Annotated in this window: 29 protein-coding genes and 1 pseudogene; 20 read left to right on the top strand and 10 right to left on the bottom strand. The window is 60.5% G+C overall.

Annotated elements, in window-relative coordinates:
* Nucleotides 1-138: 138 nt before the first annotated feature.
* The 5 genes from F8N43_RS14790 to F8N43_RS14770 all read left to right on the top strand — a co-directional run bounded on the left by F8N43_RS14790 (nucleotide 139) and on the right by F8N43_RS14770 (nucleotide 4,034).
* Complete coding sequence (locus tag F8N43_RS14790; RefSeq protein ID WP_150632779.1) at nucleotides 139-711, top strand: YqgE/AlgH family protein; 573 nt, start codon at nucleotides 139-141, stop codon at nucleotides 709-711.
* Nucleotides 711-1,148, top strand: a complete 438-nt coding sequence (ruvX, locus tag F8N43_RS14785) for a Holliday junction resolvase RuvX (RefSeq protein WP_007945492.1) — start codon at nucleotides 711-713, stop codon at nucleotides 1,146-1,148. The genes F8N43_RS14790 and ruvX overlap by 1 nt, the downstream gene beginning before the upstream one ends.
* A gap of 82 nt (nucleotides 1,149-1,230) precedes the next feature.
* The gene (pyrR, locus tag F8N43_RS14780; RefSeq protein ID WP_008026190.1) at nucleotides 1,231-1,734 is read left to right on the top strand and encodes a bifunctional pyr operon transcriptional regulator/uracil phosphoribosyltransferase PyrR; all 504 of its coding nucleotides are present in this window, start codon (nucleotides 1,231-1,233) and stop codon (nucleotides 1,732-1,734) included.
* A 27-nt stretch (nucleotides 1,735-1,761) separates the two neighbouring features.
* Nucleotides 1,762-2,766, top strand: a complete 1,005-nt coding sequence (locus F8N43_RS14775) for an aspartate carbamoyltransferase catalytic subunit (protein WP_123357320.1) — start codon at nucleotides 1,762-1,764, stop codon at nucleotides 2,764-2,766.
* Nucleotides 2,763-4,034: a dihydroorotase gene (locus F8N43_RS14770; protein WP_150632778.1), complete on the top strand. Its 1,272-nt coding sequence runs from the start codon at nucleotides 2,763-2,765 to the stop codon at nucleotides 4,032-4,034. The genes F8N43_RS14775 and F8N43_RS14770 overlap by 4 nt, the downstream gene beginning before the upstream one ends.
* A gap of 94 nt (nucleotides 4,035-4,128) precedes the next feature.
* On the opposite strand, the gene F8N43_RS14765 is transcribed toward F8N43_RS14770, so the two are convergent.
* Entirely contained in the window at nucleotides 4,129-4,560 is a 432-nt protein-coding gene (locus F8N43_RS14765; RefSeq protein WP_150632777.1) for an NINE protein, read from the bottom strand.
* Between the two features lie 250 nt (nucleotides 4,561-4,810).
* Here F8N43_RS14765 and F8N43_RS14760 point away from each other — a divergent pair, with 250 nt between their 5' ends.
* Nucleotides 4,811-5,431 carry a C40 family peptidase gene (locus F8N43_RS14760; RefSeq protein WP_150632814.1) on the top strand — a complete coding sequence of 207 codons (621 nt, stop codon included), beginning with the start codon at nucleotides 4,811-4,813 and terminating at the stop codon, nucleotides 5,429-5,431.
* 172 nt (nucleotides 5,432-5,603) lie between these two features.
* Here the strand turns inward: F8N43_RS14760 and F8N43_RS14755 are convergent, their stop codons facing one another.
* On the bottom strand, nucleotides 5,604-6,638 hold the full coding sequence (locus F8N43_RS14755; RefSeq protein WP_150632776.1) for a type IV pilus twitching motility protein PilT: 1,035 nt from the start codon (nucleotides 6,636-6,638) through the stop codon (nucleotides 5,604-5,606).
* A 57-nt stretch (nucleotides 6,639-6,695) separates the two neighbouring features.
* On the opposite strand from F8N43_RS14755, the gene F8N43_RS14750 reads away from it, so the two are divergent.
* The 9 genes from F8N43_RS14750 (at nucleotide 6,696) to F8N43_RS14710 (ending at nucleotide 13,411) form a co-directional block, all read left to right on the top strand.
* Nucleotides 6,696-7,382, top strand: coding sequence for a YggS family pyridoxal phosphate-dependent enzyme (locus F8N43_RS14750; RefSeq protein ID WP_150632775.1), 687 nt, complete (start codon nucleotides 6,696-6,698; stop codon nucleotides 7,380-7,382).
* A gap of 25 nt (nucleotides 7,383-7,407) precedes the next feature.
* Nucleotides 7,408-8,226 (top strand): pyrroline-5-carboxylate reductase, encoded by an 819-nt coding sequence (gene proC / locus F8N43_RS14745; protein WP_150632774.1) that lies wholly within the window; start codon nucleotides 7,408-7,410, stop codon nucleotides 8,224-8,226.
* Nucleotides 8,227-8,250: 24 nt separating this feature from the next.
* A complete protein-coding gene (locus F8N43_RS14740) occupies nucleotides 8,251-8,838 on the top strand; it encodes a YggT family protein (RefSeq protein ID WP_150632773.1) in 588 nt (195 codons plus the stop codon).
* Between the two features lie 203 nt (nucleotides 8,839-9,041).
* On the top strand, nucleotides 9,042-10,181 hold the full coding sequence (gene metX, locus F8N43_RS14735) for a homoserine O-succinyltransferase MetX (protein ID WP_150632772.1): 1,140 nt from the start codon (nucleotides 9,042-9,044) through the stop codon (nucleotides 10,179-10,181).
* A 7-nt stretch (nucleotides 10,182-10,188) separates the two neighbouring features.
* Nucleotides 10,189-10,809, top strand: a complete 621-nt coding sequence (gene metW / locus F8N43_RS14730; RefSeq protein ID WP_046029734.1) for a methionine biosynthesis protein MetW — start codon at nucleotides 10,189-10,191, stop codon at nucleotides 10,807-10,809.
* Between the two features lie 26 nt (nucleotides 10,810-10,835).
* Nucleotides 10,836-11,270, top strand: coding sequence for a DUF4426 domain-containing protein (locus F8N43_RS14725; RefSeq protein WP_150632771.1), 435 nt, complete (start codon nucleotides 10,836-10,838; stop codon nucleotides 11,268-11,270).
* Nucleotides 11,267-11,863 (top strand): RdgB/HAM1 family non-canonical purine NTP pyrophosphatase, encoded by a 597-nt coding sequence (rdgB, locus tag F8N43_RS14720; RefSeq protein ID WP_150637999.1) that lies wholly within the window; start codon nucleotides 11,267-11,269, stop codon nucleotides 11,861-11,863. Before F8N43_RS14725 ends, rdgB begins: the two co-directional genes overlap by 4 nt.
* Nucleotides 11,860-13,065 carry a radical SAM family heme chaperone HemW gene (gene hemW / locus F8N43_RS14715; RefSeq protein WP_150632769.1) on the top strand — a complete coding sequence of 402 codons (1,206 nt, stop codon included), beginning with the start codon at nucleotides 11,860-11,862 and terminating at the stop codon, nucleotides 13,063-13,065. Before rdgB ends, hemW begins: the two co-directional genes overlap by 4 nt.
* Nucleotides 13,066-13,087: 22 nt before the next feature.
* The gene (locus F8N43_RS14710; RefSeq protein ID WP_017341283.1) at nucleotides 13,088-13,411 is read left to right on the top strand and encodes a DUF3392 domain-containing protein; all 324 of its coding nucleotides are present in this window, start codon (nucleotides 13,088-13,090) and stop codon (nucleotides 13,409-13,411) included.
* 128 nt (nucleotides 13,412-13,539) lie between these two features.
* Here F8N43_RS14710 and trmB read toward each other — a convergent pair whose 3' ends face one another.
* The 4 genes from trmB to F8N43_RS14690 all read right to left on the bottom strand — a co-directional run bounded on the left by trmB (nucleotide 13,540) and on the right by F8N43_RS14690 (nucleotide 15,792).
* Nucleotides 13,540-14,265 (bottom strand): tRNA (guanosine(46)-N7)-methyltransferase TrmB, encoded by a 726-nt coding sequence (gene trmB, locus F8N43_RS14705; protein WP_150653965.1) that lies wholly within the window; start codon nucleotides 14,263-14,265, stop codon nucleotides 13,540-13,542.
* A 9-nt stretch (nucleotides 14,266-14,274) separates the two neighbouring features.
* Nucleotides 14,275-15,069, bottom strand: coding sequence for a thiazole synthase (locus tag F8N43_RS14700; RefSeq protein WP_008068101.1), 795 nt, complete (start codon nucleotides 15,067-15,069; stop codon nucleotides 14,275-14,277).
* A 60-nt stretch (nucleotides 15,070-15,129) separates the two neighbouring features.
* A complete protein-coding gene (gene thiS, locus F8N43_RS14695) occupies nucleotides 15,130-15,330 on the bottom strand; it encodes a sulfur carrier protein ThiS (protein WP_191630134.1) in 201 nt (66 codons plus the stop codon).
* A gap of 90 nt (nucleotides 15,331-15,420) precedes the next feature.
* On the bottom strand, nucleotides 15,421-15,792 hold the full coding sequence (locus F8N43_RS14690) for a DUF423 domain-containing protein (protein WP_150632767.1): 372 nt from the start codon (nucleotides 15,790-15,792) through the stop codon (nucleotides 15,421-15,423).
* 74 nt (nucleotides 15,793-15,866) lie between these two features.
* Between F8N43_RS14690 and mtgA the strand changes: the two genes are divergently transcribed.
* Nucleotides 15,867-16,589, top strand: coding sequence for a monofunctional biosynthetic peptidoglycan transglycosylase (gene mtgA / locus F8N43_RS14685; RefSeq protein WP_150653964.1), 723 nt, complete (start codon nucleotides 15,867-15,869; stop codon nucleotides 16,587-16,589).
* A gap of 188 nt (nucleotides 16,590-16,777) precedes the next feature.
* Here the strand turns inward: mtgA and rpoH are convergent, their stop codons facing one another.
* The 4 genes from rpoH to ftsY form a co-directional block, all read right to left on the bottom strand.
* Entirely contained in the window at nucleotides 16,778-17,632 is an 855-nt protein-coding gene (rpoH, locus tag F8N43_RS14680) for an RNA polymerase sigma factor RpoH (protein ID WP_007897890.1), read from the bottom strand.
* Between the two features lie 112 nt (nucleotides 17,633-17,744).
* The gene (ftsX, locus tag F8N43_RS14675) at nucleotides 17,745-18,767 is read right to left on the bottom strand and encodes a permease-like cell division protein FtsX (RefSeq protein WP_150632765.1); all 1,023 of its coding nucleotides are present in this window, start codon (nucleotides 18,765-18,767) and stop codon (nucleotides 17,745-17,747) included.
* Nucleotides 18,764-19,435, bottom strand: a complete 672-nt coding sequence (ftsE, locus tag F8N43_RS14670; RefSeq protein ID WP_020295825.1) for a cell division ATP-binding protein FtsE — start codon at nucleotides 19,433-19,435, stop codon at nucleotides 18,764-18,766. Before ftsE ends, ftsX begins: the two co-directional genes overlap by 4 nt.
* On the bottom strand, nucleotides 19,432-20,904 hold the full coding sequence (gene ftsY / locus F8N43_RS14665; protein ID WP_150653963.1) for a signal recognition particle-docking protein FtsY: 1,473 nt from the start codon (nucleotides 20,902-20,904) through the stop codon (nucleotides 19,432-19,434). Before ftsY ends, ftsE begins: the two co-directional genes overlap by 4 nt.
* 344 nt (nucleotides 20,905-21,248) lie before the next feature.
* Here ftsY and F8N43_RS14655 point away from each other — a divergent pair, with 344 nt between their 5' ends.
* The 4 genes and pseudogenes from F8N43_RS14655 to F8N43_RS14640 form a co-directional block, all read left to right on the top strand.
* Nucleotides 21,249-22,604: a M16 family metallopeptidase gene (locus tag F8N43_RS14655; RefSeq protein WP_150638005.1), complete on the top strand. Its 1,356-nt coding sequence runs from the start codon at nucleotides 21,249-21,251 to the stop codon at nucleotides 22,602-22,604.
* The gene (locus F8N43_RS14650; protein WP_150632762.1) at nucleotides 22,597-24,087 is read left to right on the top strand and encodes a M16 family metallopeptidase; all 1,491 of its coding nucleotides are present in this window, start codon (nucleotides 22,597-22,599) and stop codon (nucleotides 24,085-24,087) included. The genes F8N43_RS14655 and F8N43_RS14650 overlap by 8 nt, the downstream gene beginning before the upstream one ends.
* Nucleotides 24,087-24,698, top strand: a complete 612-nt coding sequence (gene rsmD, locus F8N43_RS14645) for a 16S rRNA (guanine(966)-N(2))-methyltransferase RsmD (protein ID WP_150632761.1) — start codon at nucleotides 24,087-24,089, stop codon at nucleotides 24,696-24,698. The genes F8N43_RS14650 and rsmD overlap by 1 nt, the downstream gene beginning before the upstream one ends.
* Before the next feature lie 182 nt (nucleotides 24,699-24,880).
* Nucleotides 24,881-26,146: pseudogene (locus tag F8N43_RS14640) on the top strand (M16 family metallopeptidase); the annotation flags it as partial.
* Nucleotides 26,147-26,157 lie beyond the last annotated feature (11 nt).

Here is a 26,157-nt window from a genome sequence, read left to right as displayed (position 1 = left end):
GACACATTGATTTTGAATGTAGCGCCCTCATCGCGGGCAAGCCCGCTCCCACAGGGAATCAATTGTTGTCGGGATTTGCGGCATTTCCTACGCATCCCCAGCTTGTCAGTTCGCCCCTCCAACGCCACACTAGCGCTCATGAAAAACGTCAGCCCCAGCTACCTCAAGCATCACTTCCTGATCGCCATGCCGCACATGGCCGACCCGAACTTTGCGCACACCTTGACCTACATCGTCGAGCACACGGCCAATGGTGCCATGGGGCTGGTGGTCAACCGTCCGCAAGACCTGAACCTGGCCGATATCCTCGAGCAATTGCGCCCCGATATCGAACCGCCGATGCTCTGCCAGCATGTGCCGATCTTCATCGGCGGCCCGGTGCAGACTGATCGCGGTTTTGTCCTGCACCCGTCGGGCAAGCAGTTTCAGGCGACCGTTGATCTGGAAGGCGACCTGTCGTTGTCCACCTCCCAGGACGTATTGTTCGCCATCGCCGACGGTGTCGGTCCGGCCAAAAGCCTGATCGCTCTCGGTTATGCGGGTTGGGAAGCCGGGCAGCTTGAGGCCGAACTGGCCGACAACGCCTGGCTGACCTGCCCGTTCGATGCCGACATCCTGTTCAACACCAGCAGCGAACTGCGCCTCGAAGCGGCGGCCAAGCACCTGGGCGTCAATCTCAGCCTGCTCACCAGTCAGGCGGGACACGCCTGATGGCCCTGCGTCTGATTCTGGGTTTCGACTACGGCACCAAACAGATCGGCGTGGCAGTCGGCCAGGTGATTACCGGCCAGGCCCGCGAGTTGTGCACGTTGAAGGCGCAAAACGGGGTGCCCGACTGGAATCAGGTCGAAGCGCTCATTAAAGAGTGGAAACCCGATGCCGTGGTGGTCGGCCTGCCATTGAATATGGACGGCACGCCGAGCGACATGTGCCTGCGCGCCGAGAAGTTCGCCCGCCGCCTCAACGGCCGCTACAACCTGCCCTTCTATACCCACGATGAACGCCTCACCACGTTTGAAGCCAAGGGCGAACGACGTGATCGTGGCGGGCAAAAAGGCAGTTACCGCGACAACCCGGTCGACGCCATCGCCGCCGCCCTGCTGCTGCAAGGCTGGCTCGACGAAAACAGCGCACTGTTCGAATCCTGAAGAGCCGTAACAAGCGACTCTCTATAGCGACAACCCGGGCCACCTCCAGCACCACCCGGCCCGGGCCCAAGAAGGAGCAACCATGAGCCTGCCCAATCCCGCCGAACTGATCAGCCAGATGGCGATCCGTCTCAAGGCACATCTGGAACACCGTGGCATCAGCGAACCGCGCTACATCGGTATTCGTACCGGTGGCGTCTGGGTCGCCCAGGCGTTGCTCGAAGAACTGGGCAGCGATGCGCCGCTCGGCACGCTGGACGTGTCCTTCTACCGCGACGACTTCAGCCAGAACGGCCTGCACCCGCAAGTACGCCCATCCGCGCTGCCGTTCGAGATCGAAGGCCAGGACCTGGTGCTGATCGACGACGTGCTGATGAGCGGCCGCACCATCCGCGCCGCCATGAACGAACTTTTCGACTACGGCCGCCCGGCCAGCGTGACGCTGGTATGCCTGCTGGACCTGGACGCCGGCGAACTGCCGATCCGCCCGAACGTCGTGGGCGCGACCTTGTCGCTGGCGGCCCACGAGCGCGTGAAACTGTCCGGCCCGGAGCTCAAGCTCGAACTGCAAGACCTCGCCCTTTAATTCGCCCTATTGAGAGTCCCCCTCGCGATGACGCCTCTAGAAACCAAGCGCCCGCTGCAGCTCAATGATCAGGGCCAGCTGCGCCACTTCCTCTCGCTCGACGGTCTGCGCCGCGAGCTGCTGACGGAAATCCTCGACACCGCCGACTCGTTCCTCGAAGTTGGCGCCCGGGCCGTGAAGAAGGTCCCGTTGCTGCGCGGCAAGACCGTGTGCAACGTGTTCTTCGAGAACTCGACCCGCACCCGCACCACCTTCGAACTGGCCGCCCAACGGCTGTCGGCCGACGTGATCACGTTGAACGTGTCGACATCGTCGGCGAGCAAGGGCGAAACCCTGCTCGACACCCTGCGCAACCTGGAAGCGATGGCCGCCGACATGTTCGTCGTGCGTCACGGTGATTCCGGCGCTGCGCACTTCATCGCCGAACACGTGTGCCCGCAAGTGGCGATCATCAACGGCGGCGACGGCCGTCACGCCCACCCGACCCAAGGCATGCTCGACATGTTGACGATTCGTCGGCACAAGGGCGGTTTCGAAAACCTTTCGGTAGCCATCGTCGGCGACATCCTGCACTCGCGGGTCGCGCGCTCGAACATGCTGGCGCTGAAAACCCTCGGTTGCCCGGACATCCGCGTGATCGCGCCGAAAACCCTGCTGCCGATCGGCATCGAGCAATACGGCGTGAAGGTTTACACCAACATGACCGAAGGCCTGAAAGACGTCGACGTGGTGATCATGCTGCGCCTGCAACGTGAACGCATGACCGGTGGCCTGCTGCCGAGCGAAGGTGAGTTCTACCGCCTGTTCGGCCTGACCACCGCACGCCTCGCCGGCGCCAAACCGGATTGCATCGTCATGCACCCGGGCCCGATCAACCGGGGCGTGGAGATCGAGTCGGCGGTGGCCGACGGTCCGCATTCGGTGATTCTCAACCAGGTGACCTACGGCATCGCGATTCGTATGGCCGTGCTGTCCATGGCCATGAGCGGGCAGACTGCCCAGCGCCAATTCGAGCAGGAGAACGCCCAGTGAAGCTCAGCATTCTCGGCGCCCGCGTGATCGATCCAGTCAGCGGGCTGGATCAAGTGACTGATATCCACATCGAAGCCTGCAAGATCGTCGCCCTTGGCGCCGCACCGGCCGGTTTCGTTGCCGTCGACACCCTCGACGCCCAAGGCCTGGTGGCCGCACCGGGGCTGGTCGACCTGAACGTCGCCCTGCGCGAGCCGGGCTACAGCCGCAAAGGTTCAATCGTCAGCGAAACCCGCGCGGCCGCCGCCGGTGGCGTGACCAGTCTGTGCTGCCCGCCAAAAACCAAACCGGTGCTGGACACCTCGGCCGTGGCCGAACTGATCCTCGACCGCGCCCGCGAGGCCGGCAACACCAAGGTGTTCCCGATCGGTGCCTTGAGCAAAGGCCTTGAGGGTGAGCAACTGGCAGAGCTCGTGGCTTTGCGCGACGCCGGTTGCGTGGCGTTCGGCAACGGTCTGGAAAGCTTCCGCAACACCCGCACGCTGTGCCGGGCGCTGGAGTACGCGGCGACCTTCGACCTGACGGTGATTTTCAACTCGCAGGACCATGATCTGGCCGAAGGTGGCTTGGCGCACGAAGGCCCGACCGCCAGTTTCCTCGGTTTGCCGGGGATTCCGGAAACCGCCGAAACCGTGGCATTGGCCCGGGATCTGCTGCTGGTCGAGCAAAGCGGCGTGCGCGCGCACTTCAGCCAACTCACCAGCGCTCGCGGCGTGGCCCTGATCGCTCAGGCTCAGGCCCGTGGACTGCCGGTGACCGCCGATGTGGCGTTGTATCAGCTGATCCTGACCGATGAAGCACTGATCGACTTCAGCAGCCTCTATCACGTCCAGCCGCCGCTGCGCACCCGCGCCGACCGCGATGGCTTGCGTGAGGCGGTGAAGTCGGGAGTGGTTTCGGCGATTTCCAGCCATCACCAACCCCATGAGCGGGACGCCAAACTGGCGCCGTTCGGTGCCACCGAGCCGGGTATCAGCAGCGTTGAACTGTTGCTGCCATTGGCGTTGACGCTGGTGGAGGATGGCTTGCTGGATCTGCCGACGCTGCTGGCACGCCTGAGTGCCGGGCCTGCTGAAGCATTGCGCTTGCCGGCGGGGAAACTGGTGGTGGGTGGGGCGGCGGACATCGTGCTGTTCGACCCGACGGCTTCGACCGTGGCCGGTGAAACCTGGTTGTCCAAGGGTGAGAACTGCCCGTTCATTGGGCATAGCCTGCCAGGCGTGGTGCGTTACACGCTAGTGGATGGGCGGATCAGCCACCAGGCTTGATACTGAGCAGTCCCAATCGCTAGCAGTGCTAGCTCCCACACAGGATCTGTGAACAACACAAATCCTCTGTGGGAGCCAGCCTGGTGGCGATGACTTACTGGAAAGTGCCGCGATTCTGCGCGTTGCGCACTGACACCTGATCATTCAGCGTCCAGAAGTCATACAAAACCCCCAGAAAGAACAAACCGCCCGTCACCAGGTACAGCAACCCGCTGATCCACTTCCCCTGATACATCCGGTGCACGCCGAGCACCCCGAGAAACGTCAGCAGAATCCACGCGACGTTGTATTCGATCGGCCCGGGGGTAAAACGCAGGTCCGCTTCGCGGTCCATGGCCGGGATCAGAAAGACGTCGATCAGCCAGCCTATACCCAACAAACCGAAGGTGAAGAACCAGATCGTCCCGGTCACCGGTTTGCCGTAATAAAAGCGGTGAGCGCCGGTAAAACCGAAAATCCACAGCAGGTATCCGATCACTTTGCTGTGGGTATCTTGATGTGGAACGGGGTGTTGATAGGTGTTCATGAATGGCCTCGAATCACACGATAGATAAATATTCTTGAATTCTTTGTGACTTTTTTACAGGTGGCCGACGTATGGCAAGTGTTACCTTGTCTGCCGTCAAACCCTTATAGCACCTGACTTCTGTCCGACAATGGCGTCCATTTGCAGCGTATTTGGTTCCGTTGACCGCCAGGTTGAATCGACCAACGGCCTCGGAATGACAAAAAAAGCTGTTATAAAGTTTCGCGCTAACCCATATGAGCCTTGCCTAATGCGTCCATTTTTCAAGACATGGCTAACCATTTGCCTTTTGATGCCACTGGCCGCCCACGCCACCAATCGTGAGCAACGTCTTCCTAACGTTAATGGTTACACCCCAAAATCCCATGTTTCTGCTCCTTCGAGCAAAAACAAACAAACGGCCAAGCCATCGACTTCGCTGAGCAAAGCCAACAGCAAGCTTGTCCCGCCGATGGCGAACAAAGAAAGCAGCAATGTGCTGAGCCGTGCCGTCAACGTCCTCGGTACACCTTACCGTTGGGGCGGCAGCAGCCCAAGTAAAGGGTTCGATTGCAGCGGCCTGGTGAAATACGCGTTCAACGATGCCACGTTTGACCTGCCGCGCACCTCGAACGCCATGGCCAGCGGTCATGGCGAGAAAGTCGATCGCAAGGATCTGAAGCCGGGCGACCTGATTTTCTTCAACATCAAGAGCCGCCGGGTCAATCACGTTGCCATCTACCTGGGCAATGACCGCTTTATCCACGCACCACGCCGTGGCAAGTCGGTGACCATCGACACTTTGAAGAAACCGTACTGGGAAAGCCACTACGTGGTAGCCAAGCGGGTTCTGCCGAAAGAGAAGAACACGCTGCAGGTTGTTCAGCGTTGATTTGAAAATCCCGGATCTGATCCGGGATTTTTTTTGGCCATGATGCCCCCATCGCGAGCAGGCTCGCTCCCACAGGTTTCAGAGGTGTTCACACAATTTGTGTACGCCATAAATCCTTGTGGAAGCGGGCTTGCCCGCGAAGGGGCCATTGAAAGCACTACACATCTCCCGGTCAAAAATTATCCGGCGACCGCGCCTTCTCCCGCGCATGCTCGCGACTGATCAAACCCTTGGTCACCAATTCCTTCAAGCACATATCCAGCGTCTGCATCCCCAGATTCCCACCGGTCTGAATCGACGAGTACATCTGCGCCACTTTATCCTCGCGGATCAGGTTACGGATCGCCGATGTCCCCAGCATGATTTCATGCGCCGCAATGCGCCCGCCGCCGATCTTCTTCACCAGCGTCTGCGACACCACCGCCAGCAATGACTCGGACAGCATGGAACGCACCATCGACTTCTCATCCCCCGGAAACACGTCTACCACCCGGTCGATGGTTTTCGCCGCCGACGTGGTGTGCAACGTGCCAAACACCAGATGACCGGTCTCGGCAGCCGTCAGCGCCAGACGAATAGTCTCCAGATCACGCATCTCGCCCACCAGAATCACATCCGGGTCCTCCCGCAACGCCGAGCGCAACGCCGTGGCGAAGCTGCGGGTATCGCGATGGACTTCGCGCTGATTGATCAGGCATTTGCGTGATTCGTGGACGAACTCGATCGGGTCTTCAATGGTCAGGATGTGGTGATGACGATTGTTATTCAGGTAATCGATCATCGCCGCCAGGGTGGTGGACTTGCCGGAACCGGTCGGGCCGGTGACCAGCACCAGGCCACGGGGGGAGTCGGTAATCTTGCGAAACACTTCCCCCATCCCCAGGTCGTCCATGCTCAGGACCTTCGACGGAATGGTCCGGAACACCGCGCCGGCGCCCCGGTTCTGGTTGAACGCATTGACCCGAAAACGCGCAACACCCGGCACTTCAAAGGAAAAATCGGTTTCCAGGTGCTTCTCGAAGTCCACCCGCTGGGTGTCGTTCATGATGTCGTAGACCAGCTCCTGAACTTCCTTGTGGTCCAGGGCTGGCAGATTGATGCGTCGTACATCGCCGTCGACGCGAATCATCGGTGGCAGGCCGGCCGACAGGTGCAAGTCGGACGCGCCCTGCTTGGCGCTGAAAGCCAGCAGCTCAGTGATATCCATAGCACTCCTCAATTCCAGTAGAATGCCGCCAACCTCAGACCCGCTGGCGCCTCTTGAATGTCCACGATAGCAGACAACATTGCCCTGGTTAGTTCACGCATCCGGGCTGCCGCCCTTGCCGCCCACCGCGACGAGCACAGCGTCCAGCTCCTGGCCGTGAGCAAGACCAAGCCCGCCGAGGCCCTGCGCGAAGCGCATGCCGCCGGACTGCGCGACTTTGGCGAAAACTACTTGCAGGAAGCCCTGAGCAAACAGCTCGAATTGGCCGACCTGCCCTTGATCTGGCACTTCATCGGCCCCATTCAATCGAACAAGACTCGGGCTATCGCCGAGCACTTCGCCTGGGTGCATTCCGTGGATCGCTTGAAAATCGCACAACGGCTGTCCGAACAACGTCCTGTCGATCTGCCGCCACTGAACATCTGCATCCAGGTCAACGTCAGCGGTGAAGCCAGCAAATCCGGCTGCACCCCGGCCGACCTGCCGGCTTTGGCCAAGGCCATCAGTGAACTGCCACGCATCAAACTGCGCGGGCTGATGGCGATTCCCGAGCCGACGGAAGATCGCGCCGCCCAGGACGCCGCATTTGCGGCCGTGCAGAGCCTGCAAGCCAGCCTGAACCTGCCGCTCGACACACTTTCCATGGGCATGAGCCACGACCTCGAGTCGGCCATCGCTCAAGGCGCCACATGGGTCCGTATCGGTACGGCTCTCTTTGGCGCCCGTGATTACAGCCAACCTTGATGGCTTTCTTTTATAAGGACCTGACATGAGCAACACTCGTATTGCCTTTATCGGTGCCGGCAACATGGCCGCCAGCCTGATCGGCGGCCTGCGCGCCAAAGGTCTGGACGCCGCGCAGCTACGCGCCAGCGATCCGGGCGCTGAAACCCGCGCCAAAGTGAACGCCGAACACGGCATCGACGTATTCGCCGACAACGCCGACGCCATTCAAGGCGCCGACGTCGTTGTTCTGGCAGTCAAACCGCAAGCGATGAAAGCCGTCTGCGAAGCACTTCGCCCGAGCTTGAAACCGAATCAACTGGTGGTGTCGATCGCCGCCGGGATCACCTGCGCCAGCATGAACAACTGGCTCGGCGCGCAACCGATCGTGCGCTGCATGCCCAACACCCCGGCGCTGCTGCGTCAGGGCGTGAGCGGCTTGTTCGCCACCGCCGAAGTCACCGCAGAACAACGCCAACAGGCGCAAGAGCTGCTGTCGGCCGTTGGCATCGCCGTGTGGTTGAACGAAGAACAGCAACTGGACGCGGTCACCGCCGTCTCCGGCTCGGGCCCTGCGTACTTCTTCCTGCTGATCGAAGCCATGACCGCCGCCGGCGTGAAGCTCGGTCTGCCGGCCGATATCGCCGCGCAACTGACCCTGCAAACCGCCCTGGGCGCCGCGCACATGGCGGTTGCCAGCGATGTCGACGCGGCAGAACTGCGTCGCCGTGTAACTTCGCCGGCGGGCACTACAGAAGCTGCAATCAAATCGTTCCAGGCTGGCGGCTTCGAAGCGCTGGTGGAAAAAGCACTCGGCGCCGCTGCGCACCGCTCGGCCGAGATGGCTGAGCAACTTGGCCGCTAATCAGCTCTTACAAAGGAATCAATGATGCTCGGACTCAATGACGCTGCCATTTTCATCATCAAAACCCTGGGCAGCCTGTACCTGCTGATCGTGCTGTTGCGTTTCATCCTGCAACTGGTCCGGGCGAACTTTTACAACCCGCTCTGCCAGTTCATCGTCAAGGCCACCCAGCCGCTGCTCAAACCGCTGCGCCGGGTCATCCCGAGCATGTTCGGGCTGGATATGTCGTCGCTGGTGCTGGCGCTGATCGTGCAGATGCTGTTGATCGCGGTCATCCTGGCGCTCAAAGGCTTCATGGTCGACTGGTTGCTGTTGGTGCCTTGGTCTCTGATTGCGCTGTTCTCGCTGTTTTTGAACATTCTGTTTTACGCAATGATCATCAGCGTGATTCTGTCCTGGGTCGCCCCGGGGAGCCACAACCCGGGCGCCGAGCTGGTCGCGCAGATTACCGAACCGGTACTCGCCCCGTTCCGTCGGATCATTCCGAACCTGGGTGGTCTCGACATCTCGCCGATCTTTGCGTTTATCGTGATCCAGTTGCTGCAAAGCTGGCTGATCCCGCGCCTGGCCTACTTTGCGCTGATGCCGCAAGGGCTGCTCGGGCTGATCTGAAGCGGGCGATAACCTGTTAAACCGAGTCATCGTTCATCGCGGGGCAAGCCCGCTCCCACAGGAGTTGCACAATACCTGTGGGAGCGGGCTTGCCCGCGATGGGCGCGCCTCGGTCTAACTGAATGAATTGAGGCCCGGCCTTCGCTTGCCGCTAACCCCACCGGTCTTTAGACTTACGCCTCATTTCAACGAGAGCAGGGTCGATGCCAACTGCCTTTCCCGCCGATTCTGTTGGTCTGGTGACGCCGCAAGTGGCGCACTTCAGCGAACCTCTGGCCCTGGCCTGCGGCCGTTCGCTCCCAGCGTATGACCTTATTTACGAAACCTACGGCACGCTGAATGCCACGGCGAGCAACGCCGTGCTGATTTGCCACGCCTTGTCCGGTCACCATCACGCCGCCGGTTTCCACAGCCCCGACGACCGCAAGCCCGGCTGGTGGGACAGCTGCATCGGCCCCGGCAAGCCGATCGACACCAACAAGTTCTTCGTGGTCAGCCTGAACAACCTCGGCGGTTGCAACGGTTCCACCGGCCCGAGCAGCATCAACCCGGAAACCGGCAAGCCGTTCGGCGCCGATTTCCCGGTACTGACCGTGGAAGACTGGGTGCACAGCCAGGCACGTCTGGCCGACCGGATCGGCATCAGCCAATGGGCCGCCGTGATTGGTGGCAGCCTCGGCGGCATGCAGGCGATGCAGTGGAGCATCACCTACCCCGATCGAATTCGTCACTGCCTGGCCATCGCCTCGGCACCGAAACTGTCGGCGCAGAACATCGCTTTCAACGAAGTCGCACGCCAGGCGATCCTCACCGACCCCGAATTCCACGGCGGTTCGTTCCAGGAAGCGGGCGTGATCCCCAAGCGCGGCTTGATGCTGGCGCGGATGGTCGGGCACATCACCTACCTGTCCGATGACTCGATGGGCGAAAAATTCGGCCGCGGCCTGAAGAGCGAAAAGCTCAACTACGACTTCCACAGTGTCGAGTTCCAGGTCGAAAGCTACCTGCGTTATCAGGGTGAAGAGTTCTCCGGGCGTTTCGACGCCAACACCTACTTACTGATGACCAAGGCGCTGGACTACTTCGACCCGGCAGCCAACTTTGACGATGACCTGGCGAAAACCTTCGCCAATGCCAAGGCCAAGTTCTGCGTGATGTCCTTCACCACCGACTGGCGCTTCTCCCCTGCCCGCTCCCGGGAACTGGTGGACGCGCTGATGGCGGCCAAGAAGGACGTCTGCTACCTCGAGATCGACGCTCCGCAAGGCCACGACGCCTTCCTGATTCCGATCCCGCGTTACTTGCAGGCGTTCAGCAACTACATGAACCGTATTTCGTTGTGAGAAAGCCATGAGAGCTGATCTGGAAATCATCCAGGAATGGATCCCCGCCGGCAGCCGCGTGCTCGACCTCGGTTGCGGTGACGGCGAGCTGCTGACCTGGCTGCGGGACCACAAGCAAGTCACCGGCTACGGCCTGGAAAACGACCCGGACAACATCGCCGAGTGCGTGGCCAAGGGCATCAACGTCATCGAGCAGGACCTGGACAAGGGCCTGGGCAACTTTGCCAGCAACAGCTTCGACATCGTGGTCATGACCCAGGCGCTGCAAGCCGTGCACTATCCGGACAAGATCCTCGACGAAATGCTGCGGGTCGGTCGCCAGTGCATCATCACCTTCCCCAACTTCGGTCACTGGCGCTGCCGCTGGTACCTGGCAAGCAAGGGCCGGATGCCGGTGTCGGAGTTTCTGCCGTACACCTGGTACAACACGCCGAACATCCACTTCTGCACCTTCGAAGACTTTGAAGCACTTTGCCGCGAACGTGAAGCCAAGGTCATTGATCGGCTTGCCGTGGATCAACAGCATCGGCACGGGTGGGCCAGTAAGCTATGGCCTAATCTGTTAGGTGAGATCGGTATTTACCGCGTCAGCAGTCCAGGGCTGCAGGATCACAAGGTCGCGGTCTGAACCACGACATTCCAAGGAGAACGATCATGGGTCGTCTAGCACTGTTTTTAGTTACTGCCTGCCTGAGCGTCACCGCGATGGCTGCCGACATCATCAAGGGCGAGCGCCAGGAAACCTTTGGCGACGTGACGGTGCACTACAACACCTTCAACTCCACGTTCCTGACACCGGACATCGCCAAATCGGCCGAGCTGATCCGCAGCAAGAACCAGGGCGTGATCAACGTCTCGGTGATCAAGGACGGCAAACCGCTGATCTCTAACGTCAGCGGTACGGTCAAAGACCTCACCAGCCAGACTGTGCCATTGAAGTTCAAGCAGATCACCGAACAGGGCGCGGTCTACTACATCGCTCAATACCCGGTCGAGCAGCAGGAAGTCCGCACCTTCGAGATCAAGGTGCAGAACGGTGACAAAATCAACACCATCAATTTCAACCAAGAGCTTTTCCCCGGCGAATGATCAACTTCACGCAACTCGTACTGGCCAGCCACAACGCCGGCAAACTCAAGGAACTCCAGGCCATGCTCGGCGACTCGGTGCAACTGCGCTCGATCGGCGAGTTCAGCAATGTCGAGCCTGAAGAAACCGGTCTGTCGTTCGTCGAGAACGCCATCCTCAAGGCCCGTAACGCTGCGCGCATTTCCGGCCTGCCGGCGCTGGCCGACGACTCGGGGCTGGCGGTGGATTTCCTTGGCGGTGCGCCGGGGATCTACTCGGCCCGTTATGCCGATGGCCAGGGCGACGCGGCGAACAACGCCAAACTGCTCGATGCCTTGAAGGATGTGCCGCAAGCCGAGCGCGGCGCACAGTTCGTTTGCGTGCTGGCGCTGGTGCGTCATGCTGATGACCCGCTGCCGATCCTTTGCGAAGGGCTGTGGCATGGGCGCATCCTGACCCAGGCCAGTGGTGAGCACGGTTTTGGTTACGATCCGCTGTTCTGGGTGCCGGAACGCGATTGCTCCAGCGCCGAGCTGAGCCCGAGCGACAAGAACCAAATCAGTCACCGCGCCCGTGCAATGGATCTGCTGCGCCAGCGTCTGGGTTTGAAATGACCCACGACTCATCCGCATCGCCGCTGATCTTCGGCGGCGCCGCACAATCGCCTAGGGCCGCGCTTCCCGTGCTGCCGCCCCTTGCGTTGTACATCCACATCCCGTGGTGTGTGCGCAAATGCCCTTATTGCGACTTCAATTCCCACACCGCCAGCCCGGTGCTGCCGGAGCAGGAATACGTCGACGCCTTGTTGGCCGACCTCGATCAGGACCTGCACGCGGTTTACGGCCGTGAGTTGAGTTCGATCTTTTTTGGTGGCGGCACGCCGAGCCTGTTCAGCGCCGAGGCACTGGGCCGTTTGCTCAAAGGCGTCGAGCAGCGCATTGCGTTTGCCAGTGATATCGAAATCACCCTGGAAGCCAATCCGGGCACCTTCGAACAAGAGAAGTTTGTTGCTTACCGCGCATTGGGCATCAATCGCCTGTCGATCGGCATCCAGAGCTTTCAGGAAGAAAAACTCAAGGCACTGGGGCGGATTCACAACGGCGATGAAGCGGTGCGTGCCGCCGGCATGGCGCGTCAGGCCGGGTTCGACAACTTCAACCTGGACTTGATGCACGGCTTGCCCGATCAGTCGCTGGACGACGCCCTGAACGACCTGCGTCAGGCCATCGCTTTGAATCCGACCCACTTGTCCTGGTACCAGCTGACGCTGGAACCTAACACGGTGTTCTGGAACCAGCCTCCGACGCTGCCGGAAGACGACACACTGTGGGACATTCAGGAAGCCGGCCAGGCGTTGCTCGCCGAGCACGGTTACGCGCAATACGAAGTCTCGGCGTATGCCCAGCCCGGGCGTCCGGCGCGGCACAATCTCAATTATTGGAGCTTCGGTGACTTCATCGGCATCGGCGCCGGCGCCCACGGCAAGCTCAGTCATCCGGACGGGCGCATCGTGCGCACCTGGAAGACGCGCCTGCCGAAGGACTACCTGAACCCGGCGAAAAGCTTCAAGGCGGGCGAGAAAGCGCTGACCAATGAAGAAATGCCGTTCGAGTTCCTGATGAACGCCTTGCGCCTGACCGAGGGCGTCGAATCGCGGCTGTACCCGGAGCGGACCGGCCTGAGTCTGGAAAGCTTCGCCGAAGGCCGCCTCGAGGCCGAACAAAGCGGCTTGTTGCAGGTCGAACCGTCACGTCTGGCGGCCACCGAGCGCGGGCAACTGTTCCTCAATGACTTGCTGCAGAAATTTCTGAGCTGATTTCAGCCTTAAGGGAAAACGAATGGATTTGATACTCGACCTGCTCGCCACCGTCTCCCGCTGGAGCCGCAGCAACCTGTCGGAGATCTCTCTGGCACTGGTGGGCTGTTTGCTGGTGCTGTTTGGCGCGGACATAAAGGGCTGGGTCGACCAACGCCTGGGCAGCATCGCCGGCGCCTTGCGCGTCCCGCTGATGGCCTTGGTGTGCATGGTCGGCAGCGGCCTCGCGCTGATCTACGCCACGCCGTGGATCATCAAAGGCCTGAGCCAGTTCAACAACTACAGCCTGGCGCCGGTGTTGTTGGTGGTGCTGGTGCTGATCGGCGTAGTGGCCGACCGCCGCTGAATTTGAGCACATACAAAACATTGTGGGAGCGGGCTTGCCCGCGATGAGGCCGTAACATTCAACATCCACGTTGACTGTCAGACCGCTATCGCGGGCAAGCCCGCTCCCACAGGTTTTTGTATTACCGTTCAGGACTGCTTTTCGAACTTCAAATCCCACACGCCATGCCCAAGACGTTCGCCACGGCGTTCGAACTTGGTGATCGGCCGTTCAGCCGGGCGCGGCACGCACTTGCCGTCTTCGGCCAGGTTGCGATAACCCGGCGCCACGTTCATCACTTCCAGCATGTACTCGGCGTACGGTTCCCAGTCGGTGGCCATGTGCAGAATACCGCCGACCTTCAACTTGCTGCGCACCAGTTCAGCGAACGACGCCTGAACGATACGGCGCTTGTGGTGACGGCTCTTGTGCCACGGGTCCGGGAAAAACAGCATCAGGCGATCGAGGCTGTTGTCGGCGATGCAACGGTTGAGCACTTCGATTGCGTCGCAATCGTAGACCCGCAGGTTGGTCAGGCCCTGAGTCAGCACGCCATTGAGCAGCGCACCGACACCCGGCCGGTGCACTTCCACGCCAATGAAATCCTGTTCCGGCGAGGCAGCGGCCATTTCCAGCAACGAATGGCCCATGCCGAAACCGATTTCCAGCGAGCGCGGTGCCGAGCGACCGAACACCTGGTCGAAGTCCACCGGTGCATCAGCCAATGGCAGCACAAACAGCGGCGTGCCCTGGTCCAGGCCGCGTTGCTGGCCTTCGGTCATGCGCCCGGCGCGCATCACGAAACTCTTGATGCGGCGGTGTTGGCGCTCGTCGCCTTCTTCCGTCTGGATTGGCGTGTCGTTTGATTCAGTCATCAATGGCTCTTACTTGATCAGACCATCCAGCGGCGAAGAGGCGCTGGCATAGAGTTTTTTCGGCATGCGGCCGGCGAGGTAGGCCAGGCGGCCTGCAACGATGGCGTGTTTCATGGCTTCAGCCATCATGATCGGCTGCTGGGCATGGGCGATGGCCGAGTTCATCAGCACCGCTTCGCAACCCAGTTCCATGGCAATGGTGGCGTCGGAAGCGGTGCCGACACCGGCATCAACCAGTACCGGGATCTTGGCTTCTTCGAGGATGATCTGCAGGTTGTACGGGTTGCAGATCCCCAGGCCCGTGCCGATCAGACCGGCCAGCGGCATGACCGCGATAACGCCGATTTCCGCCAGTTGACGGGCGATGATCGGGTCATCGCTGGTGTACACCATCACGTCGAAACCTTCCTTGACCAGCACTTCGGCGGCCTTGAGGGTTTCGATGACGTTGGGGAACAGGGTTTTCTGGTCCGCCAGCACTTCCAGCTTCACCAGGTTGTGGCCGCCGAGCAGTTCACGGGCCAGGCGACAAGTGCGCACAGCTTCGGTAGCGTCGAAGCAACCGGCGGTGTTAGGCAGGAAGGTGTAGCGATCCGGCGACAGGACTTCGAGCAGGTTCGGTTCGCCCGGGTTCTGGCCGAGGTTGGTGCGGCGCACGGCGAAGGTGACGATCTCGGCACCCGAGGCCTCGATGGCCAGGCGGGTTTCTTCCATGTCGCGGTACTTGCCGGTGCCTACCAGCAAACGCGACTGGTAAGTACGACCGGCCAGGACGAAAGGCTTGTCGCTACGAACGATGCTCATGGGAAATCCTCTGTAGGGGTGAGGTTCTTGCAGAATTCTGTGCCCTTGCGGGCCGGGCGACTAGCCGCCGCCGATGGCGTGAACCACTTCGACGCTATCGCCGTTGTTCAACGTGGTGTCCGCATGCTGGCTGCGCGGGACGATATCCAGATTGAGTTCAACCGCCACCCGGCGTCCGGTCAGTTCCAGACGGGTCAGCAGGGCCGCAACGGTTTCACCGTCGGGCAGTTCAAGGGATTCGCCGTTCAACTGAATGCGCATGCCGAATGCCGCCATCATTTTTAGGGGCTGGCATTCTAGCCCGATCAGTCTTGGCGACCCAAGCCATTCGTCATGAAATGGACCGCCCGGTCAGCTCAACCGCCAGGCGGCAAGGCCCAGGCAGAGCCAGCCGACCAGGAATGCCAGGCCGCCGAAGGGTGTGATGATCCCAAGCTTGCTGACGCCAGTCAGGGTCAACAGGTACAGGCTGCCGGAAAACAGCACAATACCGATGGCAAACGAAGCGCCGGCCCAGGTGATCAAGCGCCCCTGAACCTGCGTGGCCACCAGCGCAATACCCAACAGGGCCAGGGTGTGCACCAGTTGGTAAGTGACACCGGTGTGGAAGATTGCCAAGTATTCAGGCGTCAGACGGTTTTTCAGGCCATGGGCGGCGAATGCACCAAGGGCAACGCCGGTGAAGCCGAAGAAAGCGGCCAGCATCAGAAAGCCACGCAGCATGAAGAACTCCAGTCAGACTCGATCAACAGGGTCTGTATAATGGCCCGCTCAACGGGTTCGGCCAAGCCATCTCTATGCTGCGTTTATTTTTACGACGATTTACAAAAGCCGTGCTCTGGTTCGCGGGTGGCAGCGTATTGCTGGTGCTGATTTTTCGCGTGGTACCACCACCGGGCACGGCGCTGATGGTCGAGCGCAAGATCGAATCCTGGTTCGATGGCGAACCCATTGATCTGCAACGCACCTGGAAACCCTGGGATGAAATATCCGACGACCTGAAGGTGGCGGTAATTGCCGGTGAGGATCAGAAATTCCCGGAGCATTGGGGTTTTGACATTGGTGCGATCCGCGCCGCATTGGCGCACAACGACCTGGGTGGTTCGGTTCGCGGTGCCAGTACTTTGAGCCAGCAAGTGTCGAAAAACCTGTTTTTGTGGTCTGGCCGTAGCTGGCTGCGCAAAGGCCTGGAAGCCTGGTTTACCGGGCTGATCGAAGTGTTCTGGCCCAAGCAGCGGATTCTTGAGGTGTACCTGAACAGCGTCGAGTGGGATGACGGAGTGTTTGGCGCGGAAGCGGCGGCTCGGCATCACTTTAGTGTTGGCGCCAAGTCGCTGTCCCGGCAACAGGCGAGTTTGCTGGCTGCGGTGCTGCCTAATCCAAGGTTTTGGAGTGCGAGTCATCCGACTAACTATGTTGCACGACGGGCTGGCTGGATCCGGCAGCAGATGAGTCAGTTGGGGGGCGACAGCTATCTGCTGGGCCTCAACGATTCGCGCCGGGCGCCTTGGTCTCAATAACACTGCAAATCTCCTGTGGGAGCGAGCCTGCTCGCGATAGCGGTAGATTATTCAACATCTGTACCGACTGACCTGACGCCATCGCGAGCAGGCTCGCTCCCACAGGGGCCGGCGCCAGCCGGATAAATGGGCACAAACAAAAACGCCCCGATCAATGATCGGGGCGTTTTTTATTGCCTTCTCGCAGCTTAGGCGGCGATCGACAACTTGAGCTTGTTCATCGCACTCTTCTCGAGCTGACGAATACGCTCGGCCGACACGTTGTACTTTTGCGCCAGGTCGTGCAGCGTGGCTTTCTCTTCAGCCAACCAGCGCTGATAAAGGATGTCACGGCTGCGGTCGTCCAGCACTTCCAGCGCTTCGTGCAGGTTGTGGTTGGAGTTGTCGCTCCAGTCAGCATCTTCCAGTTGACGGGCCGGATCGTACCGGTGGTCTTCCAGATAGTTGGCCGGCGATTGGAAAGCGCTGTCATCGTCCGCTTCTGCGGCCGGGTCGAAGGCCATGTCATGGCCGGTCAGGCGACTTTCCATCTCGCGCACTTCCCGCGGCTCCACGCCGAGGCTTTCCGCCACACGGTGGACTTCCTCGTTGTTCAGCCACGCCAGGCGTTTCTTCTGGCTGCGCAGGTTGAAGAACAGTTTGCGCTGGGCCTTGGTGGTCGCGACTTTCACAATGCGCCAGTTGCGCAGGATGAACTCGTGAATTTCCGCCTTGATCCAGTGCACAGCGAACGACACCAGGCGCACACCCATTTCCGGGTTGAAGCGCTTCACGGCCTTCATCAGGCCGACGTTACCTTCCTGGATCAGGTCAGCCTGAGCCAGACCGTAGCCGGAATAGCTACGGGCGATATGTACGACAAAACGCAGGTGGGCGAGCACCATCTGCCGAGCCGCCCCCAAATCCTGCTCATAGTAGAGACTCTCGGCCAGTTCACGCTCCTGCTCCGGCGTCAGCAATGGAATGCTGTTCACGGTGTGCACATAGGCCTCCAGGTTCGCACCCGGGACCAGAGCATATGCAGGTTGCAAAGAATTGGTCATACGAAAAAACCTCCGTCTTACAAACTCGTGCAGTTCAGCACTGCGAAAATTGACCGGAAACCGAAAGACAAGTTCCCAAAAACGCTGAAAGGTCAATACGAGCAAAGTGATACTACTTAGGCGCAAGCTCCCTCAGGTGGCGTGCGACTGCAATCCATGCACCGATATACCCCAACAGCACCGCGCCAAGCAAGAGAGACAGACCGTCGGCTACTGGCACTCCGGCCAGCGCAAAATTACTGCCGTACAAACCGGCCAGTCCAACCACTGCCTCGTTCAGCCAGTTCAGGCCGAACGCCAATACGCCCCAGGAAAGTATCCCCGCACCGAAGCCATACAACGCGCCCATGTACAGAAAGGGCCTGCGCACATAACTGTCAGTGCCGCCGACGAGTTTAATCACTTCTATCTCTGTGCGGCGGTTTTCAATATGAAGACGAATGGTATTGCCTATCACCAAAAGTAATGCAGAAACCAGAAGCACGGTCAGACCGAAGACAAAACGGTCACCCAGCTTGAGGATGGCTGCCAGACGCTCGACCCAGACTAGATCAAGTTGCGCCTGTTGTACCTTCGGCAGCTCGGAAAGTTTTTGTCGTAATGCTTCAAGCGCAGGCTTGTCGACCTCGTTCGGGGTCACCAGCACCACGCCTGGCAACGGGTTTTCCGGCAATTCCTTCAACGCCTCACCCAGACCGGACTGTTGCTGGAACTCTTCCAGCGCCTGATCGCGGCCGACATATTCAGCATCGGCGACGCCCGGAATGCCTTTGATCTGGTCGCGCAACGACTCGCCTTCAGCCGGGCTGACCTCAAGTTGCAGGTACAGGGAAATCTGCGCCGCTCGCTGCCAGGAACCGCCGAGACGTTCCACATTACTTAGCAAAAGTGACAGACCCATTGGCAAACTCAGGGCCACCGCCATCACCATGCAGGTGAAGAAACTGCCGATGGGCTGCTTGCCCAGGCGACGCAGGCTGTCCAGCAGACTGGCGCGATGGCTTTCAATCCAGGCACGGAACAGCGTGGCAAAGTCCGGGCCGTCGTCATCGTCGCGTTTTTTCTTCTGCGGTTGCGGATCGGCGGCTTTCGGCGCCACGCGCTCGGAAACCTTGGGGCTGCGTGTCGCACTCATACGCCGGCCTCCCCGTCGCCGATCAGTCGGCCGCGTTGCAGGGTCAGCATGCGGTGACGCATGCGAGCGATCAGGGCCAGGTCGTGGCTGGCGATCAGCACGCTGGTGCCCAGACGGTTGATGTCTTCGAACACGCCCATGATTTCGGCCGCCAGACGCGGGTCGAGGTTACCGGTCGGCTCATCCGCCAGCAGCAAGGCCGGGCGGTGAACGATGGCGCGGGCGATGCCGACGCGCTGCTGCTGGCCGGTGGACAGGTCGCCGGGGTACAGATCGGTCTTGTCCGACAGCGCCACGCGCTCCAGGGCCGAATCCACACGCTTGGCGATTTCGGCTTTGGACAGACCCAGAATCTGCAACGGCAGTGCGACGTTGTTGAACACAGTGCGATCGAACAGCAACTGGTGGTTCTGGAACACCACACCGATCTGCCGACGCAGGTAAGGAATCTGCGCGTTGCTGATGGTGCCGAGGTCTTGGCCCGCGAGCAATAATTTGCCGGTGGTCGGCCGCTCCATGGCCAGCAGCAGACGCAACAAGGTGCTTTTACCGGCGCCAGAGTGGCCGGTCACAAACAAGAATTCGCCCCGACGGACTCGAAAGCTCAGCTCATGCAAGCCGACGTGACCGTTCGGGTAGCGTTTACCGACCTGCTCGAAACGAATCATGAACGCTCCCGCTCGGCAAACAGTGCCTGGACAAAGGGTTCTGCTTCAAAAGTACGCAAGTCATCGATGCCTTCACCGACGCCGATGTAGCGGATCGGCAGGCCAAACTGCTTGGCCAGGGCGAAAATCACCCCGCCCTTGGCGGTGCCGTCGAGCTTGGTCAGCGCCAGGCCAGTCAGTTCGACCGTCTGGTTGAATTGCTTGGCCTGGCTGATGGCGTTCTGCCCGGTGCCGGCGTCGAGCACCAACAGCACTTCGTGGGGCGCGTCGGCGTCGAGCTTGCCGATGACCCGGCGCACTTTCTTCAGCTCTTCCATCAGATTGTCTTTGGTGTGCAGACGACCGGCGGTGTCGGCGATCAACACGTCGATACCACGGGCCTTGGCAGCCTGAACGGCGTCGAAGATCACCGAAGCCGAGTCGGCGCCAGTGTGCTGGGCGATGACTGGAATCTTGTTGCGCTCGCCCCAGACCTGCAATTGCTCCACCGCTGCTGCGCGGAAGGTATCGCCCGCCGCCAGCATGACTTTCTTGCCTTCGAGCTGCAGCTTCTTCGCCAGTTTGCCGATGGTGGTGGTCTTGCCGGCGCCGTTGACGCCGACCACGAGGATCACGAACGGCTTGTTCTGCGAGGTTATTTTCAGCGGTTGCTCGACGGGTTTGAGCATCGCCGCCAGTTCAGCCTGCAGGGACTTGTAGAGAGCGTCGGCATCCGCCAGCTCTTTACGCGCAACCTTTTGGGTAAGGCGCTGGATGATCACCGAAGTGGCTTCAACGCCAACGTCGGCGGTCAGCAGACGGGTTTCGATGTCTTCGAGCAGCTCGTCATCGATGATTTTTTTGCCGAGGAACAGACTGGCCATGCCTTCGCCGATGCTGGCGCTGGTCTTGGACAGGCCTTGCTTGAGGCGGGCGAAGAAACCGGCTTTGGTTTCTTCGGTGCGCGCAGGCTCTGCGGGTGTTTCGACCGGCACGACGGGCGCGGCGACCGGTGCAGGCTCTGGCGCTTGAACAACCGGCGCAACAAAGGCTGGAATCACAGGCTCTGGAACAACCGGCGCAGGCTCGGCCACAACAACCGGCTCAATCACTGGCACCTGAACCGGCGCAGGAGAAAACGCGCTCGGCGCTGGAATCGGCGGCGTAAAGTGCGGCGCCAACTCGTCCTCAACCAATGCCACCGGCTCTTCCGCCACCGGCAATGTCAGCCACGGCTCGGCGGCTGGGGTCTGCGGCTGTTCAGCCACAACTTCAGGTTGTGCCTCAACCACCGGTTGCAGCACCGGCTCGGCGATCGGCAAGACGACCGGCGCCGGCGCTTCATCTATTACCGGTGCAGGTTCTGGCTCAGGAATGGGTTGTGGCTGTTCGACGACGGTTTCCTGCGGCTTTTTGCGCAGCCATCCGAACAGGCTTTTCTTCTCGCCAGCCGCAGCTGGGGCTTTCTTGTCGTCGTTGGAACCAAACATGGAGGACGGCTATCTCACAGTAGCGACGCGCCAAAGGGCGCCTCGGCAAATAAATATTCGATGCAGAACAGACTGCGATTGACCCAGCTTGTTCACGCGCAACATTTTGTAGAGGTGCAAACAGCGCCTCAAAGGTCGACTAATACGAAGGACTGGAACGGCATCGTCGGCGAAAACGCAGAGTTTAGCTGACAAACTCAAAGCTTCCGACGCAAACCCAAACAACCTGCTGACCGATCAAAGGCCTGATAGGCGTGGCCGCCAGTAAAACGGATCAGTATCCTAGCACCCTCTCGCCCGCCGACGCTAAGAACAAGCGGGCAGCTCAACAGGTTTAAAAACGAATGAATGCTCTAGCCCGCCGCGCTGCAGGCCTGCTGCTCAGCACAGTTTGTCTGCCACTTTCAGCCCTCGCTGCCGATCCGCAACCCACCCACGAATTCACCCTCGACAACGGTCTGAAGGTCGTCGTGCGTGAAGACCATCGTGCACCGGTGGTGGTTTCCCAGGTCTGGTACAAGGTCGGTTCCAGCTACGAGACGCCAGGGCAGACCGGTTTGTCCCACGCCCTGGAGCACATGATGTTCAAGGGCAGCGAGAAAGTCGGCCCCGGCGAGGCCTCGCTGATCCTGCGCGACCTTGGCGCCGAAGAGAACGCGTTCACCAGCGACGACTTCACCGCCTACTATCAAGTGCTGGCCCGCGACCGTCTGGGCGTGGCCTTCGAACTCGAAGCCGACCGCATGGCCAGCCTGCGCCTGCCGGCCGACGAGTTCGCCCGCGAGATCGAAGTCATTAAAGAAGAACGTCGTCTGCGCACCGACGACAAGCCGATGTCCAAGGCCTACGAACGCTTCAAGGCCATGGCCTACCCGGCCAGCGGCTACCACACGCCGACCATCGGCTGGATGGCGGACCTGGACCGCATGAAAGTCGAAGAGCTGCGCCACTGGTACCAATCCTGGTACGTACCGAACAACGCCACGCTGGTGGTGGTGGGTGACGTGACGCCGGACGAAGTGAAAACCCTGGCCCAACGCTACTTCGGCCCGATCGCCAAACGCGACGTGCCACCGGCGAAAAAACCGGTCGAACTGGCCGAGCCCGGCGAACGGCAGATTACCCTGCACGTGCAGACCCAACTGCCGAGCCTGATGCTGGGCTTTAACGTGCCGAGCATCGCCACCGCCGAAGACAAACGCTCGGTCAACGCCTTGCGCCTGATCTCGGCCCTGCTCGATGGCGGCTACAGCGGGCGTATCCCGACGCAACTGGAGCGCGGCGAAGAGCTGGTGTCCGGTGGCTCGTCGAGCTACGACGCCTACACCCGCGGCGACAGCCTGTTCACGCTTTCGGCAACCCCGAACACTCAGAAAAACAAAACCATGGCCCAGGCCGAAGCGGGTTTGTGGAAGCTGCTCGAACAGCTGAAAACCACCGCGCCGTCCACCGAAGAGCTGGAGCGCGTGCGGGCTCAGGTGATTGCCGGCCTGGTTTACGAGCGTGACTCGATCACCAGCCAGGCCACCGCCATCGGTCAACTGGAAACGGTCGGCCTGTCGTGGAAACTGATGGACACCGAACTGGCCGAACTGGAAAGCGTCACGCCAGAGGACATCCAGAAAGCCGCCAAGCTGTATTTCACCCGCGAACGTCTCAGCGTCGCCCATGTCCTGCCACTGGAGACGACTCATGAGTGAGCGTAAAAAACCACGTCTGGCCTTGATCGGCCTGATCGCTGTCGCACTGATCGGCTCGGCGATCTTCTATTTCTCCAAGACCGATGATTCCAACGCCAGCGAGGCCCTCGACAAGGCCAAGTCCAGCCAGAAACTGCAATCGCTGGCCGAGCTCGACGGCAAGGCGCCGAGTCGCCGCTCGCTCAACGTGCAAACCTGGAACACCGCCGAAGGCGCCAAGGTGCTGTTCGTCGAAGCCCGCGAGTTGCCGATGTTCGACATGCGCCTGATCTTCGCCGCCGGCAGCAGCCAGGACGGCGATGCGCCGGGCCTCGCCGTGCTGACCAACGCAATGCTTAACGAAGGTGTGGCGGGCAAGGATGTCGGCGCCATCGCTCAGGGCTTCGAAGGCCTGGGTGCCGACTTCGGCAACGGCGCGTTCAAGGACATGGCGCTGGCCTCGTTGCGCAGCCTTAGCGCCGCCGACAAGCGCGAACCGGCACTGAAACTGTTCTCTGAAGTCGTCGGCAAACCGACCTTCCCCGCTGATTCGTTTGTGCGCATCAAGAACCAGATGCTCGCCGGCTTCGAATACCAGAAACAGAACCCCGGCAAACTCGCCAGTATCGAGCTGATGAACCGCTTGTACGGCGATCACCCGTACGCGCATTCCAGCGATGGCACGGCGAAAACCGTTCCAGCCATCACTCTGGCTCAGTTGAAGGCGTTCCATGAGAAAGCCTACGCCGCCGGCAACGTGGTGATTGCGCTGGTGGGCGACCTGTCCCGCGCCGAAGCCGAGGCGATTGCTGCGCAAGTCTCCGGCGCGCTGCCAAAAGGCCCGGCGCTGGCGAAACTGCCGCAACCTGCCGAACCGAAAGCCAGCATCGGCCACATCGAGTTTCCATCCAAGCAGACCAACCTGATGCTCGCGCAACTGGGCATCGACCGTGACGACCCGGATTACGCTGCCCTGTCCATGGGCAACCAAATCCTCGGCGGCGGTGGCTTCGGCACCCGTTTGATGAGCGAAGTGCGCGAGAAGCGCGGCCTGACCTACGGCGTTTATTCGGGCTTCACTCCGATGCAGGCGCGCGGCCCGTTCATGATTAACCTGCAAACCCGCGCCGAGATGAGCGAAGGCACGCTGAAACTGGTGCAAGACGTACTCGCCGACTACCTTAAAACCGGACCGACCGAGAAAGAACTCGACGACGCCAAGCGTGAACTGGCCGGCAGCTTCCCGCTGTCCACCGCCAGCAACGCCGACATCGTCGGTCAGCTCGGCGCGATGGGTTTCTACAATTTGCCGCTGAGTTATCTGGAGGACTTCATGCAGCAGTCCCAGAACCTGACCGTCGAGCAAGTCAAAAACGCACTGAACAAACACCTGAGCACGGACAAAATGGTCATCGTCAGCGCTGGCCCGACCGTGCCGCAAAAGCCGTTACCGGCCCCTACTGATAAACCTGCCGAGCAGCCGCTCGGGGTTCCGGAGCATTAATGGCCACTCGTCCTAAAAAACCTGTTCACAACGTGCACAACGGCGTGAACCAACTGCGCATCATCGGCGGTGAATGGGGCAGCCGAAAGCTGAGCTTCCCCGATGCACCGGGCTTGCGTCCGACGCCGGACCGGGTGCGTGAAACCCTGTTCAACTGGCTCGCGCCTTACATCGCCGGCGCCAAGGTACTTGATCCATTCGCCGGCAGCGGCGCGCTGTTCCTTGAAGCGCTGTCCCGTGGCGCTGCGATGGGCCAGGCGCTGGACGCCAGCAACATCGCGGTCTCAAGCATCAAGGAACATCTGGGCACCCTGCGCTGCACCACCGGCCAGATTCAGACGGCCGATGCCTTGCGCTATCTGGAGACCCAGGCCGCGAGCGCTTATGACGTGGTGTTCCTCGACCCACCGTTCAACCAGAACCTGTTGCCGGCCGTTTGCACGCTACTGGAAGAGCGCCAATGGCTGGCGGACGACGCGTGGGTGTACACCGAAAGCGAAACAGCACCCTCTACGCTCGGCCTGCCGGCCAACTGGCGCCTGCACCGTGAGCAGAAATCCGGGCGCGTCTACTATTCGTTGTGGCAGCGAAGCACTGAAACACCTTCTTAAAGGAATCGCCTGGACGGAATACCGTCCGTCCAGGACACCCTCCCGTTTTCTCAAACGGCAACATACCCGGTTTGCCTGGTTCTTTTCCTTTAGTTCATTGTGAACTTGCGAAACAACTCGCATGGACGCAAAGGACTATTAACGGAATGAAAGTATTAACTAACGAGACAACTTCCAGTTCAACTACCGAGTTCACACTCGATAACGGCCTCAAGGTCATTGTGCGCGAGGATCATCGGGCTCCGGTGGTAGCCTCCCAGGTCTGGTACAAGGTCGGCGCCAGCTACGAGCCCCCAGGTCAGACCGGCTTGTCCCACGCTCTGGAACACCTGATGTTCAAGGGCAGCAAAAAAGTCGGCCCAGGCAAAATCCTGCCACTCCTGCGCGAGCTCGGCATCCAATTCAACGCCGTCACCGGTAACGACTTCACCGCGTACTACCAAACGCTGGCTCGTGATCGTCTGGGCGTGGCCTTCGAGCTGGAAGCGGACCGCATGACCAATCTGCTTCTGCCGGTCGACGAGTTCGCCCGGGAGATCGACGTCATCAAGGAAGAACGTCGCCAGACCACCGATGACAAACCAATGGCCAAGGCCTACGAACGCTTCAAGGCCATGGCCTATCCGGCCAGCGGCTATCACACGCCCACCATCGGCTGGATGGCGGACCTCGACCGGATGAAGGTCGAAGAACTGCGTCACTGGTATGAGTCTTGGTATGCGCCGAACAACGCCACGCTGGTGGTGGTCGGCGACGTGACCCCGGACGAAGTCAAAGCCCTGGCCCAACGCTACTTCGGCCCGATCGCCAAACGCGATGTGCCGGCCGCGAAAAGACCGCTGGAACTGGCCAGGCCCGGTGAACGCAAGATTACTCTGCACGTGAAGACGCAATTGCCCAGCCTGATGCTGGCCTTCAACGTGCCGAGTATCGCCACCGCCAAAGACAAACGCTCAGTGCATGCCTTGCGCCTGATTTCGGCCTTGCTCGGCGACGGCCACAGCGCGCGCATCCCGACGCAACTGCAACGCGATGAAGAGCTGGTGTCCGACGGTTCGTCGAGCTATAGCACTTACACCCGGGGCGACAGCCTGTTTCTCCTGTCGGCAACACCCAACAACCAAAAAAACAAAACCATCGCCCAGGCCGAAGCCGGTTTGTGGAGGCTGCTGGACCAGCTGAAAACCACTCCGCCGACCACTGAAGAACTGGGACGCGTACGCGCGCAAGTCATCGCCGGGCTGGTTTACGAGCGCGACTCGGTCACCCGCCAGGCCAGCGCTATCGGCCGACTGGAAACTTTCGGCCTGTCGTGGAAACTGATGGACACCGAACTGGCCGAGCTGGAAAGCGTCACGCCAGAAGACATCCAGAAAGCCGCCACGCTGTATTTCACCCGCGAGCGGCTCAGCGCCGCCCATATACTGCCAATGGAGGCCAATAAAGAGGAGGGGGATGA

The organism is Pseudomonas fluorescens (assembly GCF_902498065.1).
GTDB lineage: Bacteria > Pseudomonadota > Gammaproteobacteria > Pseudomonadales > Pseudomonadaceae > Aquipseudomonas > Aquipseudomonas fluorescens_BJ.
This window is presented reverse-complemented; position numbering and strand designations above follow the sequence as displayed.